A 15025-nucleotide genomic window follows, 5' to 3' on the forward strand; every position below is an offset into this window, starting at 1 on the left:
ATTTTTACAGCTCCAGTTTCTTTACAATATTTTTCATTTGCACACCATGCACCAGTGTAGCTCCCCCTCTGATCGCAGCCGCTACATGAACAGCTTCTATCATCTGCTCTTCGCTGACTCCCTTATTCAGGCAGTCGTTTGTATAAGAGTCTATACAGTAAGGGCACTGCACCGCATGTGCTACAGCCAGTGCGATCAAAGCTTTCTCTCTTGCGGTCAGAGCTCCCTCTGCAAACACAGCTCCATAATAGTCAAAAAATTTCTCTGCCAACTGGGGAGCCTCCTCGCCAATCGTACCAAATTTTGCAAGATCCTCCGGGTTGTAATAAGTTTCCATTACTCATTTCCTCCTTTTTTCTTTTGTCTATCCATATATATTTTTCTGATCATAACAATCAGAGCTGATAGAGCAAACAATATCATTAAAGCTGTCACAAACATTTGTGCACCGCCTGTCAACATTCCTCCCACATAGGAATAAACAATCGTTGCAGGCAACTGTCCAATACCTGTCGCGATAAAAAAAGATCCAAAAGACATGGATGTAAGCCCCGCCGCATAGCTTACGATATCAAATGATACAAATGGAAGTAAACGGCATACAAGGACTGTATTTTTCCCATATTTCTCAAAAAACTCATCTATTTGTTTCAATCCGGCTTTACTTGTCAGCCGTTCCACCACATCTCTCCCAAGTATCTTTGCAATACAAAAGCATACAGCTGCTCCTGCCATAGCACTGGTCCAGGATAAAATAGCGCCCTGCCACCAACCGAACAGATTGGCATTGGCAAAAGTCAACAAAAAGGCCGGCAGAGGCGCTGCCACGGACTGAAATATCATCAGAAGAAAGGAAATGAGCGCAGCATATGCACCATATGATGCCACAAAATCCTTTACAACTCCAAAATCGCCACTCGCAAACATCTTAAAGACTTTATTCATATTCTCATTGACTGCCGGTATCAGATAATAGCATGCAACAGCAGCCGCTGCGCATAACAGTAAGATAACTTTTTTCATCCAGCTATTTTTCTTTTTTTCCATACGCTCCTCCCTGCCAGTACTTTGTCTTCATTCGATTTATCATTGATTTTGCAGTATCTGGTTTCTCAGTAATTCCCAGGATTTTCAGGAGAATGTGATCAGCCTGATCGAAGCCTTTTCTTGCAAAGCTTCCCGAGCAGGAAGCGCAGTATGTACATACATTTCCTCCCGTTGCTGCCGCTTTTACCATTTCCATCGACAGATCCGCCTCCTTCTGTCCGGCACATCCCCCCAGTCCGCAGCACTGACTCTCTGTGATAATTTCCGGCTCTTCTTCTAAAAACGGGCGGATCGTACCTAGGATTTTCTCCGTGCCCCGATCCGGACACGGCGGAAAGATCCTGATTTTTTCCTTGATCTTTTCTCCGATCCCTAGTTCCCTCAGCTTGTCATAGATCATAACAACTTTTATATTTAGTCTCCCATTCAAATAGGCATAACAGTTTGGGCAGACCATAATAAGCTCATCCACATGCATAGCCTGCAGTTTTCGATCTATTCGGTTTACAATCTTCTGCGCATCTTCTTCCATCCCCAATTCTGCCACTGGTTTCCCGCAACAGTCAAAGACTATCCCAATCTCATCCTTTTCCCACAAAAGATCCGCAAGCAATCTTGTCGTTTCAGGATAAAAGGACGGAAAATTGCACCCTGGAAAAAGAACTCTTTTATATCTCCCATTCCGGTAATTCTGAAACATATAATCCTTTTTCTCTTTTATGAGCATCGCATAGCCTTTTTCTTTTACTCTTCCCTTATTTTCCCTTACCTGACTGCGTCTGAGATTTAATATGATCTCTCTGCCGTCTATCCCTTTTGGACATACCTGTGTACATTTTCCACAGAGGAAACAATGGTATGCCAATGGTTCTATCTTATGGATATCCCCAATGTCCATCTGATACTTTTCCAAAAACCGACAGCTTTTCTGACAAAGATGGCAGTGCACGCAGGCAGAGGGATCCGCGGTCTTCTTATTCTGACTCATCTGTCTTCTCCTGTATATATTTTTTCTTCAAAACCATTCCCACAAGGATCACCACCACCGCAATGGCCACCGCGATGCCTATGTAGAGCAGACGGTTCTCGGCGTCCGCCAGGCCGGCTGTCCCGATGGTGTACATAGCCGTCCCGGGGATCATGAACACAAAGGATCCCACCGTGTAGGTGGCAAAGCTGATGTCTGTCACACCGTAGGCAAAGTTCTGGAGATTGTAGGGAAAGACCGGCACAAGCCTGGTGATCATGAGGATAAAGATCTGGTTCTTCCCGGACTCGTCAAAGAGCCATTTTTTCAGATACCTGTTCTTCATAGCCGCGGGCCTTATGCTGTCCCGCAAGAAAAATCTTCCCGCCAGAAAGGCAAGCACTGCCCCGGCTGTGGCGGACAGGGCGCACAGCACCGTGCCAAGCGCCGGTCCGAACAAAAGACCTGCCAGTATGGCAAAGGTAACGCCGGGGAGGGCCAGGACCACGCTGCCAATCACCGTCACCGCCATGTAAATGGCGATGGCCCCCGCCAGATTGTCCTGTATCATGGTCTCCAAAAAGGCCAGGTTGTCCGTGTCCCCCAGGTAGGAGGACCACCCGAATATGTGGTTGAGGATCAGAACCAGAACCACCAGCCCCACAAAAATCCAAAGCTTTTTATTTTTCACCTTGCTCTCCCTCTGCTCTCCTCTTTGATATCAGCACGGCAATGCCTGTCTTGAGGATCTGGATCATCGTCGCCACAAGGAACAGGATGCTGATAAAATAGTAGTCTGTCATGACGTCCGTGGAGCATCCCAGTGTGTAACCCCCATACAGCGCCGTCAATGCGATCATGAGGGCCGTCATAGCCCCTGCCAGCAGGGTGGTCTCCCTGCGCTTTTTCAGGAAGAAGAGAAGGATCAGGACTGTCAGCAGGGCCGCCGCTACCACGCAGGCCAGCTTCAGCGCCTCCACCGGGTAGTCCCTCTCCCAGGACATGTTCTTGTAATTCAGATACCTGACCATCCCCAGCTTCCGCCTTGCGAAATAATGTATGATCCAGGCGCCTGCATAGGCCCCGATCTCCAGGATCAGCGCCAGGATATATGCTATCTTTTTCATTGTCTCCTCCAGCTTTTGTCAGGATGCTTTTCGAGAGAAAAAGCGCTGCCGTCAGGTTAAACGGCAGCGCTTTTTGCATCCTGCTTATCATTCGGCAGATTATAATCCGTCAGCTCCTTATTTAGCAGCTTTATCTGTCGGCAGCTCGCCTACTGTCGTGTGCACACAGTCATCGCTTGCAGGGTCGCCTACCTGTACCGGATAATCGTCATGCATCTGCCACTCGTACCATCCGCCGTCATATACGGAAATGTTGTCGTATCCATTCTCGTACAGGACAAGGAAGGGAACGCTTGCTCTCCAGCCTGTGCCGCAGTAGAAGGAAAGCTCATTGTCCAGTGTGAAGTCACAGTCTGCCCACACTTTCTCAAAGCCTGCCAGATCCTTTACTGTTCCGTCATCGTTGAGGAACTGGTTTACATCGGAGGAGGAGTCTGAGCCCTTGCCCCACACGGCGCCCTCCGGCTCACCTGCCCTGTCAATGTAGTTGTATCCGCTTGTCTCGCCAAGCCACTCTTCCTCGCTGCGGATGCTGACAAGCTTAAAGTTGTCATCTGTCTCCAGCTTCTCTTTCGCATCTACTATATCCAGACGGTACTCCGGATGCGCGGGGGCCTCTACGCCGAAGTCATCTGCGGCCTCGCCCTCGTTCACATCTGTCTCTGTATCATAGCCCGCAGCCTTCCAGGCGTCAATTCCGCCGTTGATAACCTTGACATCCTCAACACCTGCCCAGAGGTAGGCAAATGCCTGTCTGGCTGTACCGCTGACGTCCGCTCCGTAGAGAACTACCTTTGTGTCCTTTGTGATGCCGTGGCTGAGTATGTTGTCCACTACCTCGTCCGCTGCCAGAAGGTTGTATGCACCCTCCTCGCTTCCTGTGGCGTCCTCCACCTCGCAGTTATCTACATAGATAGCTCCCGGGACATGTCCCTCATTGTAGGACGCGCAGTCTGCCACGTCGCCGTAGCCTACCTCCGCGATCAGGATATCCTCATATCCCTCCTGGTCACCGTTCAGTGCGCTCTGTACCCACTGGGGAGTTACATACACGGTTCTCGTCTCCACCGGCTCTGCTTCCACATTCTCTGCTGACTCATCTGTCGTCTCGTCTGTGGACTCCTGAGTGGTATCCTCCTTCGTGGATGACTCTGAGCCGCATCCGGCCAGCATAGCTGTTGTCATGGCCATACATAAAAGTGCCGCTAACACTCTCTTCTTCATAATACTATATACCTCCTTATGACTGTAGTATGTCCTCCATTATTATAGCCATTCATACCTGGCCCGTCCAATCGATAAGAAGTATATATAAACAAATTTATAGATAATATCTATATCCATCCGCGCGCCTTACAGCATCTCGATAAAGGCTGCAATACGGGTGTTCAGCTGTCCGATATCTGCCTGGGAGTAATCCGTCTCCACATTGATATAGGGGATGCCCTTCTCCTCATTGACAAATTTGCGGATGGCAAAGGATTCCACATTGTAGGTGTGGCACGCCTGGAGAGTCATCTCCACCACGCCGTCCACCTTGTACTCGTCGATCAGCCTTCCCAGGAGCTCAAAGCGGTTCTTGTCCGGTGTCATGACGGAGCATCCGATATTAAGATACCTCTCCGCCAGAGCCTGGTATACATCCGGCTCCTCCTCGTCCACCAGCTTGTCGATGGATTTGGCTCCGCTGCAGTTCTCAAAGGTGACTACAACTCCGCCGTTGTTCTCCACCGCGTCGATGATCTTCTCCGTGGCGCCGCCCACCGGGCAACCGGTGATGAGGATGCGGGGCTTCTTCTCCAGCATTTTCCCCTCCGCGTACTCCTTATTGATCTTCTCAACCAGGGCGTCTACCTCTCCCGGGATGGCCTTCCTGTCAAATTTGAAGGTGCTTCCGTACAGGACCTTGAAGAGATCGTGGCCTGTGATGGGAGCCGGGTCATTGCGCATCACTTCGTAGAGGTGCTTCAGGGATGTCCTGACCTGGTTGTTGACCCGGATGGCCTCCCGGATGTCGTCCTCTGTGATGGTAACGTCGAATTTCTTCTCCAGGTATTCCTTAAAGCGGATGATCTCCCCTTTCCAAAGCTGCAGAGCCTCCGGTCTCTGGGTGTTGGGCAGCTCCATGATAAATACATCCTTAAACTGGGACATATATTCATACATCTTCTTCTTTCCGTCGCAGGTCGTCTCACCCACAACCACGTCAGAGAAATAGAAGAAGGGACATTTGTCTGTCTTGGCAAACCCGTAGCTGGACTTGATAAGAGGGCACAGGTTCTTGGGCAGATCCCTCTCCGCGTCCGCTATGGTCTCATCGGAGGTGGAGCACAGAGACACTGTGGCGGCCCCCAAGGCCATGGCAATCTCCTGGGGGAAATAAGTACAGTAAGATCCCACAACGGGGACTCCCTGCTCCTTCAGCTTTTTCACCCCGAGGAAAGAGTTTTTCCTCTGTTCTGCAAATTCTTCAAATACTTCTGGTAAATCTTTGATCAGTTCCATTTTGTTTTATTTCTCCTTCCGTCTCTTTGTCTTCTCCTCCGCCAGCAGGGCCGCCCCCAGGGCGCCCGCATATCTGCCTCTGTCTGTGGGGGACACGGTCTTTCCAATCTTTTCGGACAGGATCTTTGTAAAATACCGGCTGTCCGAGAGCCCGCCCGTCAGGATGATCTGGTCCGGCAGATTCTTTCTCATAGCCAGCTGGGCCACCTTGGCCGCCACAGAGTCCACCACCCCGGCGGCAATGTCCTCCCGCCTGCGGCCTTCACCGATATAGTTGATGACCTCGGACTCGGCGAACACCGTGCACAGGGAGCTGATGGACAGGGTCTGTCCCGCCTCCGCCATGTCGAACAGCTCGCCCAGATCCACTCCCAGCCGGTTGGCCATGATCTCCAGGAACTTCCCGGTTCCCGCGGAGCACTTGTCGTTCATGAGGAAGTCCTGGACCGCGCCGTGGCTGATGAGGATCACCTTGGTGTCCTGTCCTCCCACGTCGATGACCGCGCAGTCATCGCTTCCCATCTCACGGCCTCCCCTGGCGTGGCAGGTAATCTCTGTGATGACGTAGTCGGCGTACTCCACCGCCACGCGCCCGTAGCCGGTAGCCACCACTTTAGCCGACTCATCCGACACGTCAACGCCCTCCTGCCCAAGCCGATCCCTGATGATCCGGGCCGTCTCCTTACTGCTCCACCCTGTAGGGAGCGTGAAAGCCATCTCATGGTCTCCCCTGGCCACCACCTTGGCAGCTGTGGAGCCTATATCAATGCCTATGTAATCCATTTTCCTGTTATCCTTTCCACCTTCTGTCAAAGGCTTGTCCTTTTTTCTCAGCAGTTTATCAGCAGTATCTGTCACGGCCCGGGTTCACATCCTTCTCCACCGCCGCGATATCCAGTATCTCAATGCCGTTCTCCTGCACGCAGCCGCGAATCCTCTCTATATCCTTCTCCTTCACCAGAAGGGAGATGCCGCAGCATTTGCTGGCACTTCTCGGGGTGGGCGCGATGACCGCACCCACCCCCTCTTCTTTCAGCTTCTTATAGAGCCTCATCCCATTGTCATGGTTTGGGAAAAGCACATAATACTGTATCTCTTTCATTCTACTCTCCCAGCATCTCGATGAAAGCGCTGATCCTTGTGCGGAGCTGCTGCGCGTCGCTGTCCACGTAGTCTGTCTCAATGCCAAGAACAGGGATGCCGGCCTTCTGGAGCTCTCTCTCCACTGTGTATCCCTCCACATCGTAGAGGCTGCAGAACTTCAGGTTCACGTCAATAACGCCATCCACCTTGTACTCCTTAGCCAGGCGGATAATATCGTCAATCCTTGCGTGGTTGGGAGTGAAGCATGCACAGTTAATGCCCATGTATCTCTCCGCCAGGGCGTCAATCTGCTCGTCCACTGTGGTCTTTGTCTCGTCTACAAGACGCTCAAAGTAGCGGGTTCCCGTGCACATCTCCTCGCAGACTACGGCGCCGCCGCTTGTCTCCACCAGGTTGTGGATCTTCCAGTTAGGGATGGCCATAGGCGTACCTGTCAGCATGATCCTCTTTGTTCCCTCCGGGAACACGCTGACGCCGTCTGCCACCCTCTTCTCCAGCTCATCGCAGAGCTTGTTAGTCATCTCAGTAAATCTTGTAGGATCGTCGTAGAAGGCGATCTGAGAGATGAGGAGCACATCCTTTCCGCTGATGGGGAGCTTGTCGTTCTTTCGGAAAGCATAGAGCCTCTCCAGGGCCTTTCTCTTGTTGTTGATCATATGTATGCTGGCCGCCAGCTTCTCCGCCGTAATCTCGTTTCCGGTAAAGTCCTCCACTACTTTCTTGAAGGTGCGGATCTCATCGGCCCAGGAACAGACATCCTTCTCTCTCTTCATCTGAGGCAGATCCATCACATGCACCGGCACATCCTCGGCCAGGATCTCCCAGGCCTTCTTTTTGCCGTCGCAGGTTGTCTCACCCACATACATATCCGCGATGCGGAAGAAGGGGCAGGTCCGATCCAGCCTTGCGCCCACAGACGCCTTGATAAGGGGGCATGTGTTGGTGGGAAGGACCTTCTCTCCTCCCGGCACCCAGAACTGGGAGCCTCCGCACAGCCCTGTGGCGATGGCATCTGCTGCGAACACGATCTCATCGGGCACGTACACACAGAAGGTGCCGAAGACCTTTCCGCCCTTTTTCTGGTGCTCGATGAGCTCCGCCGGCCTCACACCGTGGATCTCCGCCACCACAAAATTATAATAGTCCATAGACTCCGGCCTGTTTTCCTGGGAGAGATAGACATCCCCAAAGGCCTGGGGCAGCACCTCGCAAAGCTGGTCGTGCGTCTCAACATCCATACCAAGATCTTCCCACATTTTTCTGTAATCAGCCATAAAAAAACCTCCTCTTGCGTATCTGAATATTTTCAGAATAGTCCTTTTATAACCGTAACACTTTTACAATTATGGGACAATGACAAGAGCGAGGTTTGCTATTGATTTTTATAATGTATACTTTTATATATAGGTTTTCTCTATTATAATATGCGTTTTTCTGTCCTGGGAAGAGACGCTCAGTCCAGTATGCTGTGGAGAGCCCGGACGCAGCGGTCAATCTCATCCTCTGTGTTGGCGGCGCTGAAGGCAAACCGGACCGTCCCCTGGGGGAAGGTGCCAAGAGCCCTGTGGGCCATGGGCGCGCAGTGGAGCCCGACCCGGGTCATGATGCCGTACTCCTGCTCCAGCCGGAAGGCAGTCACCGCATTGTCCCTTCCCTCAAAATCCAGAGACACAACGGCCACTCTCCTCTCTGTCCCCTGCCTTCCCGCGATGCGGACGGAAGGAAGCTTCTTCACCTCCTCCAGGAAATAGCCTGTCAGCTCCAGCTTCCTCCTGCGGATCGTCTCCAGCCCCGTCCTCTCCAGGTAGGAGAGGGCCGCGTGGAGGCCGATGATGCCGGGCAGGTTCATAGTGCCGCTCTCGTACTTGTCAGGCAGGGTGCGGGGCATGTCCAGGCTGTCAGAGCTGCTGCCCGTGCCCCCCGCGATGAGGGGCTCCATCTGCCCGTCCAGCCTGTCGGAGATGAGAAATCCGCCCACCCCCTGGGGGCCCAAAAGCCCCTTGTGGCCTGTGAAGGCCAGGAAATCCACGCAGGCCTCCTCCATGTGAAGGGGGATAGTCCCCGCGCTCTGGGCTGTGTCCACCACAAAGAAGACGCCCCTCTCCTGGCAAATCCGGCCAATCTCCTCCACAGGCACGATGGTACCGCACACGTTGGAGGCGTGAAGGGCGATGACAGCCTTCGTATCCTTTCGGATCATCCCCGCTACGTCAGAGGCCCGCACATTCCCCTCCCGGTCCGTGGGAATACACTCCCAGGTCACGCCCTCCCTCTCCATGCACCGGAGGGGCCGCATGACCGCGTTGTGCTCCATCCCGGTGACAAGCACATGATCCCCTCTCTTCAGAAATCCCCGGATAAAATAGTTCAGGGAGTGGGTGATCCCCGGCGTAAAAATGACCCGACGGGAATTTTCCGCGTGGAAAAGCCGGGCCAGCTGATCCCTTGTATCCAGCACCGCCTCCTCCACCTCGTAGGCTCCCTCGTAATTTCCCCGGTTAATGTTGAAGGCCCCCTCTGTCAGGAGGCGCCCCACCGCCTCCGCCACTCCCGGTGCCTTGGGCCAGGAGGTGCTCCCGTTGTCAAAATAGATCCTGGCATTTTCTCCTTCCATATTCCCCTGCCTCCTTTTCTTTCGCGCTGTGTACTGTACTCATTATAGGTCCTGCCGCTCATTCTGCGCAAGATGCTTCTTCAGGGATTATAAAAATGACTTTTGCCGCGCCCCGCAAAGGGCTATAATAGAGAGGAGTGAATAGAAGGAGGATTTATTCCATGATCTACAGAAAAGAGTATTTTCCCCAGTTCCGCGAGTCCGACCACACCGGGCTTGTGGGAGCCGGCGGCTATTTTGAATATTTTCAGGACGCGGTGACCGCCTACATGCACACTCTAGGCAAGGGCAACGACACCCTGCCAGAGGACTATGGCATCTGCTGGGTCTTCACCAAATATAAACTCCACATCGAAAAGCGGACGGGCTATGACTCCCCCCTGGAGCTTGCCTCCTGGGTGGAAAATCCCCGCCCCTCAGTTCGGTTCCACCAGGCCTTCACCGTCTCCCGGGGGCAGGAGCTCCTGGCCAAGGGGCGGATGGAGAGCTGCCTGTGCGACCTGAATGTCGGGAAAATCTGCACCCCGCAGGACATCGACTATCCCACAGACACCGACGAGGGCACTGCCCTTGAGCTTCCTCCCTTCCAGCGTTTTCCCAAGACCGCGGAAGGCATGGAGCTCTGCTATACCCACACTGTCCGCTACACGGACCTAGACAAGAGCCGCCACATGAACAACCAGAAGTACATTCCTCTCTTTCTCAACGCCTTTGATCTGGATTTCCAGACAGGAAAGCAGATCACAGACTTTGAGATCCACTACCTGCGGCAGTGCTTTGAAAAAGAACGCATTTCCATCTGGCGCGCAAAGAGAGCGCATGATTTTCTCCTGACGGGTGTAAAGGAGGACGGGACTTTGGCAGTCCAGGCCAGCATCACCTTCCGGGAGGAGGCGTGCAGCCATGCATAGTCCCCTGCCCCCCTCTGACACAGCTCCCAATTTCGACCCATGTGACCTTTACCGGGACTGCACTCTCTGTCCCCGCATGTGCCATGCCAACCGGTATGTCCGGACCGGCATCTGCGGCTGCGGCCCCGAAATCAGGGCGGCCCGGGCGGCCCTCCACTTCTGGGAGGAGCCCTGCATCAGCGGTCAGGATGGCAGCGGCGCTGTCTTCTTCTCCGGCTGTACGCTGAAGTGCTGCTACTGCCAGAACTATCCCATCAGCCGGGGGGAAGTGGGAAAGGCCATCTCACAGGAGCGGCTGGAAGAGATCTTTCTTGAGCTGCAGGACCAGGGCGCCCGAAACATCGACCTGATCACCGCCACCCAGTTTCTCCCCTCCATCCTGCCGGTCCTTGAGAAGGTACGCCCGAAGCTGCATATCCCTATCGTCTACAACTGCGGCGGCTACGAGAGAGTGGAGACGCTGCGGATGCTGGAGGGGTATGTGGACGTGTACCTGCCGGATCTCAAATATTTTTCCTCACAGCTGTCGGGAGCCCTCTCCGGCGCACCGGACTATTTTCTCCACGCCTCCGCTGCCCTGTCGGAAATGATCCGGCAGACCGGGACGCCCGTATTCGATAAAAACAAGATGTTGGTCCGGGGAACCCTCATACGTCACATGGTCCTCCCTGGCCAGAAGGAGGACTCCATCCGCCTGCTTGGCTGGATGGCGGAAAATCTTCCAAAGGGCGGCTTCCTCCTAAGTCTCCTGAGCCAGTACACTCCCTTCTTCAAGGCAGCAGAGCACCCTCAGATCAACCGCCGCCTCACCTCCTACGAATACGGGAAAGTGCTGGGCGCGGCCCTGGAGCTTGGTCTGGACACAGGCTACATGCAGGAGCGATCCAGCGCCAGGGAAGAGTACACCCCTCCCTTTGACCTGGAGGGGCTGTAAAAGCAGGCAGGCTCTCCTATGAAACTGTCTCCCGGAGGAACCGATCCACCTCCCGGTTGAAGGCCTCCGGGTTCCCGGCCGCGATAAAGTGGTCTCCCGGGATGATGCGAAGCTTTGCCCCCGGTATCTCCGCCGCGATCAGCCTGGTGTGCTCCTCCCGTATCATATCCCTCTCCCCTGCGATCACAAGCGTAGGGCTCTGGATGTTCCGGAGCTCTTCCTGTTCTATATTGGGGTCCTTTACCATGAGCCGCAGCAGCTCCGCGTTGGCCCTGGCCTTCCCGCTGAAATGGCCGAAAAAGTAAGCCGCGTAATACCCCAGGATAATGGGGATCTGGACCGACGGCTTCACTCCCCGGGACCACAGGTTGGCCCCGTTCAGGATGAGACGATCCACCCTTTCCGGATACCGCAGGGCAAAGATGAGCGCGATATTTCCCCCGTCTGAAAATCCCAAAAGGTCCGCCCTCTCGATCCCCATCTCCTCCATAAATTCCCGGAGATCCTCGGCGAACTGGCGGATGGTAAAGGGCGCGGTGCCCCGGGGCGATCTGCCGTGTCCCCTCGTGTCCACCGCGATGACCCGCCGCGTCTGTGAAAAATAGTCCATCTGGCTCTCAAAATAGCTGCTGTCCTCCCCGTTTCCGTGGAGGAGGATCAGGGGCTTGCCCTTGCCTTTTTCTTTGTAGTACAGGTGTGTCATAAGCAAATTCTCTCCTGTGTTTTCAATGGATTTTTATTGCACATGTAAAATTTTTTATGTCTCCACATCTTGTCAGAGAAATACTGTTTTGGTCGAATAAAAACAGGCACTGTCAGGAAAACGGTAGGCGGTTAGTCCTTCAACAGAGGGACTGAACCCTCTGATTACATAGAAATCTCTGAAAAGGGAAATCTGCGGAAAGGAGGGCTGACTTATGAGTGATTTCGAAATGCTCTCCCTCGTACTAATGATACTGAGCATCATTGTTACGATCTTGATAGCGTATATCAATCATACAAAAAAGTAACCGCCCTCGGCAAAGGTTTTCGGTTACTTTTTTGATACCTTAAATTCTTTGGATCAGCCGCTTATCGGCAGTGTCTTTTTCTAGTCTCATTCTATCAAAGGATTATCTGCTTGTCAAATTCCAACTTTCCATAAGAGTATTTCTACTTTTAAAAATGTTTTTATGCAATCCTTTTAATCTTCCCCTGCAACCTGCTGAATATAGATATCATTTTCATCCATTAGGCATTTGACCGGCTTATTATACAGTTTGTTCACCATTTGAATATTTTTAACAAATGGGACTGTGACGTTCATATGTTTTTGTATCAGACCATTTAAAGCATCTATAGTTCGGTCTTCCTTATATTCTCCCAACTTGTCTCCTGCTTTAATCAGGTTTTCGTCCAATTGAGATTTACTAATAATGGGAACCTTGGCAACAATGTTCCCCATAAACTTACTCGCAGTTGCTAGTCCGGTTATCATTCCAGACTGAACGGATGATTTTGAATAAGACTCCATCAAATTATAGCACTCTGTATAAAGTATCCGATACTGATAAGAGTATTCTGCGATACAGTGTTCAACATTGTTCAAATAATCTTCGTTAAAATTCCCTAACAACATCACTTCCAGAAAAGTAGAATATGCATATAAATACAATGCCAGTTGATAATCTTTAAATTGTGTCTGCATTTTTTTCAATATACTTTTGACTTCCAAATCACTGTGAATAGAAGAACGTTTTTTCAGTCCTTTAGCAATCTGCTCTCGACAAAGAACAATGCTTGCATCTGCTTCCTTTTTAATCTCTTGAACGAGAATATGTTTATTTGTCTTATACTTCTCGTTCTCCCAATTATACTTAAAATTATTTATTATATCCTCAAGAACATTTAAATTTCCCTGAAGCGTTGCGCGTTCTTTTTCTTCTAGAAATTGCAAAATTTCTTCCTGGGTTTCCTGTATTGTATCTAATTTCTTTTCGATATTCATTAGGGCAGCAGCCATAAACAACATAGTCGGGTCACAGGCGAGCGTTGTCATCCGTGCTTGTCCTCCGCCAACACCTCCGGTAGAAGATTTCAAACTACCAACAAACTCCGTGCTTCCGCTGGCGTTGAACATCTGTTTTCCCATCGTGTTCACAAAATAGATACCTGATCCACCACTACCGCTAATAGCCGTCTGAATTGCCGTTGTCAAAGGCCGGAACGCAACGCCAAGCGCACAGAGATCTGACAAGGGAATTTTTGTAGTATGAGTCATTTCAAAATCAAGTTTTGACCTTATCGGAAGCACCTCGACATTCATCATAACTTGCAAATCTTTCTCAGACTCATTATTCATAATATTTAACCTCCTATATATCTATTTATTAGAGAACTTGTAATTCAGGATTTTCTGCAAAGACTTTTTCAGAACGTTTCCATTTTTACAATCATCCCCTGACAAGCTGATATAGATTTTCCCTGCTTTGCCATTCTAAAAATCACTCCAAATCCCTGTAACTCAAACATTTTCAGAGATTTCTGAAGTCTATTTTTCATGCACCACCTGAAAAACATAAAACTTCAGATAATAACTCTCATCCGCCGCCCACAGGATCGGATGATCCGGCGCCTGGGTCCGGAACTCTACCTGCCGCAGGCGCACGTGGGCGTTCCTGGCCGCCTCCCGGATGGTCTTTGTAAAGAGCTCAAAATCCATAAAGTGGGAGCAGGAGCAGGTGGCGAGAAAGCCGCCGTCCTTCACCAGCTTCATGCCCCGCAGATTGATCTCCCGGTAGCCCTTCACCGCGTTTTTGATGGAACTTCTGGACTTTGTGAAGGCCGGCGGGTCCAGCACTACCACATCGTACTTCTCTCCCTTCTCCACCAGGGAAGGAAGCAGGTCAAACACGTCCGCCTCAAGAAATTCCACCCGATCTGACAGTCCGTTTAGCTCTGCGTTCTCCCGGGCCTGAGCCACCGCAAGGCCGGAGGCGTCCACACCGAGGACGCTCTTGGCCCCGGCAACCCCCGCGTTCAGGGCAAAGGAGCCTGTGTGGGTAAAGCAGTCCAGTACCCGGGCTCCCCGGCACAGCTTCTGGATAGCCAGCCGGTTGTATTTCTGGTCCAGGAAAAATCCGGTCTTCTGTCCGTCCTTGACATCCACAATGTATTTGACTCCATTCTCCTCTATATGGACAAAGGTGTCAAAGGGCTCCCCGAGAAAGCCCTTTGTCTTTCTCATACCCTCTTTTTCTCTCTCCTTGGCGTCGCTCCTCTCGTAGATGCCCCGGATCTCGACGCCGTCCTCTGCCAGGAGTTCCTTCAGCATGCAAAGCAGCCTCTCCTTGTACCTGTCCATTCCGAGGGCCAGGCACTGGAAGACGAGCACGTCCGAGAACTTGTCCACCACCAGGCCCGGCAGGAAATCCGCCTCCCCGAAGACGATCCGGCAGCTCCCTGTGTCCACAGTCCTTTTCCGGTACTCCCAGGCATCCCGCAGGCGTCCCCGGAAAAAGTCCTCATCGATCTCCTGGTCCGGGTTTCTTGTCAGCATACGGATGCGTATTTTGGAGTGCATATTGATAAAGCCCCGTCCCATGGGATAGCCGTCAAAGTCATGGACCATCACAACATCCCCATTCTCAAAGGCTCCTGTCACGCTGTCTATCTCATTGTCAAAAATCCAGGCGCCCCCCGCCTTCAGCGTGCGCCCTTCTCCTTTTTTCAGTACTGCCAATGCTAAACTCATATCTTTTCTCCTCGTATAATAAGCCTGTACCCCAGATATACAGGGGTGGGATTATTCACTTTTAATGGTATAGAGGAGTCATC

Annotated in this window: 16 protein-coding genes; 2 read left to right on the forward strand and 14 right to left on the reverse strand. The window is 51.9% G+C overall.

The window, feature by feature from the left end; all coding sequences use genetic code 11:
* Positions 1 to 4: 4 nt before the first annotated feature.
* From FGQ86_RS13880 to FGQ86_RS13930, 11 genes are all read right to left on the reverse strand, one after another.
* The gene (locus FGQ86_RS13880; protein WP_033125917.1) at positions 5 to 337 is read right to left on the reverse strand and encodes an arsenosugar biosynthesis-associated peroxidase-like protein; all 333 of its coding nucleotides are present in this window, start codon (positions 335 to 337) and stop codon (positions 5 to 7) included.
* A complete protein-coding gene (locus FGQ86_RS13885) occupies positions 337 to 1047 on the reverse strand; it encodes a TVP38/TMEM64 family protein (RefSeq protein ID WP_033125916.1) in 711 nt (236 codons plus the stop codon). Before FGQ86_RS13885 ends, FGQ86_RS13880 begins: the two co-directional genes overlap by 1 nt.
* Positions 1028 to 2035 carry a (Fe-S)-binding protein gene (locus FGQ86_RS13890; RefSeq protein WP_138304744.1) on the reverse strand — a complete coding sequence of 336 codons (1008 nt, stop codon included), beginning with the start codon at positions 2033 to 2035 and terminating at the stop codon, positions 1028 to 1030. Before FGQ86_RS13890 ends, FGQ86_RS13885 begins: the two co-directional genes overlap by 20 nt.
* Positions 2022 to 2705, reverse strand: coding sequence for a TVP38/TMEM64 family protein (locus FGQ86_RS13895; protein ID WP_033125914.1), 684 nt, complete (start codon positions 2703 to 2705; stop codon positions 2022 to 2024). Before FGQ86_RS13895 ends, FGQ86_RS13890 begins: the two co-directional genes overlap by 14 nt.
* Positions 2695 to 3141, reverse strand: a complete 447-nt coding sequence (locus FGQ86_RS13900; protein ID WP_138304746.1) for a hypothetical protein — start codon at positions 3139 to 3141, stop codon at positions 2695 to 2697. Before FGQ86_RS13900 ends, FGQ86_RS13895 begins: the two co-directional genes overlap by 11 nt.
* A gap of 117 nt (positions 3142 to 3258) precedes the next feature.
* Positions 3259 to 4365: a rhodanese-like domain-containing protein gene (locus FGQ86_RS13905; RefSeq protein ID WP_138304748.1), complete on the reverse strand. Its 1107-nt coding sequence runs from the start codon at positions 4363 to 4365 to the stop codon at positions 3259 to 3261.
* Positions 4366 to 4494: 129 nt separating this feature from the next.
* The gene (locus FGQ86_RS13910) at positions 4495 to 5646 is read right to left on the reverse strand and encodes a double-cubane-cluster-containing anaerobic reductase (protein WP_033125911.1); all 1152 of its coding nucleotides are present in this window, start codon (positions 5644 to 5646) and stop codon (positions 4495 to 4497) included.
* A 6-nt stretch (positions 5647 to 5652) separates the two neighbouring features.
* Entirely contained in the window at positions 5653 to 6429 is a 777-nt protein-coding gene (locus tag FGQ86_RS13915) for an acyl-CoA dehydratase activase (RefSeq protein WP_033125930.1), read from the reverse strand.
* Positions 6430 to 6487: 58 nt separating this feature from the next.
* Positions 6488 to 6748: a DUF3343 domain-containing protein gene (locus FGQ86_RS13920; RefSeq protein WP_033125910.1), complete on the reverse strand. Its 261-nt coding sequence runs from the start codon at positions 6746 to 6748 to the stop codon at positions 6488 to 6490.
* Position 6749: 1 nt separating this feature from the next.
* Positions 6750 to 8024 (reverse strand): double-cubane-cluster-containing anaerobic reductase, encoded by a 1275-nt coding sequence (locus FGQ86_RS13925; RefSeq protein ID WP_033125909.1) that lies wholly within the window; start codon positions 8022 to 8024, stop codon positions 6750 to 6752.
* A gap of 179 nt (positions 8025 to 8203) precedes the next feature.
* Positions 8204 to 9364 carry an aminotransferase class V-fold PLP-dependent enzyme gene (locus tag FGQ86_RS13930; RefSeq protein WP_138304750.1) on the reverse strand — a complete coding sequence of 387 codons (1161 nt, stop codon included), beginning with the start codon at positions 9362 to 9364 and terminating at the stop codon, positions 8204 to 8206.
* 161 nt (positions 9365 to 9525) lie between these two features.
* Here FGQ86_RS13930 and FGQ86_RS13935 point away from each other — a divergent pair, with 161 nt between their 5' ends.
* On the forward strand, positions 9526 to 10275 hold the full coding sequence (locus tag FGQ86_RS13935; protein ID WP_138304752.1) for an acyl-ACP thioesterase domain-containing protein: 750 nt from the start codon (positions 9526 to 9528) through the stop codon (positions 10273 to 10275).
* A complete protein-coding gene (locus tag FGQ86_RS13940; protein ID WP_081958027.1) occupies positions 10268 to 11209 on the forward strand; it encodes a radical SAM protein in 942 nt (313 codons plus the stop codon). The genes FGQ86_RS13935 and FGQ86_RS13940 overlap by 8 nt, the downstream gene beginning before the upstream one ends.
* Before the next feature lie 16 nt (positions 11210 to 11225).
* Here FGQ86_RS13940 and FGQ86_RS13945 read toward each other — a convergent pair whose 3' ends face one another.
* From FGQ86_RS13945 to FGQ86_RS13955, 3 genes are all read right to left on the reverse strand, one after another.
* Positions 11226 to 11912, reverse strand: coding sequence for an alpha/beta hydrolase (locus tag FGQ86_RS13945; RefSeq protein WP_033125906.1), 687 nt, complete (start codon positions 11910 to 11912; stop codon positions 11226 to 11228).
* A 480-nt stretch (positions 11913 to 12392) separates the two neighbouring features.
* On the reverse strand, positions 12393 to 13550 hold the full coding sequence (locus FGQ86_RS13950; protein ID WP_033125905.1) for a hypothetical protein: 1158 nt from the start codon (positions 13548 to 13550) through the stop codon (positions 12393 to 12395).
* A gap of 189 nt (positions 13551 to 13739) precedes the next feature.
* On the reverse strand, positions 13740 to 14942 hold the full coding sequence (locus tag FGQ86_RS13955; protein ID WP_033125904.1) for a class I SAM-dependent rRNA methyltransferase: 1203 nt from the start codon (positions 14940 to 14942) through the stop codon (positions 13740 to 13742).
* Between the last annotated feature and the right edge of the window lie 83 nt (positions 14943 to 15025).

The organism is Clostridium sp. BSD2780061688st1 H5 (genome assembly GCF_005845155.1).
Lineage (GTDB): Bacteria > Bacillota > Clostridia > Lachnospirales > Lachnospiraceae > Claveliimonas > Claveliimonas intestinigallinarum.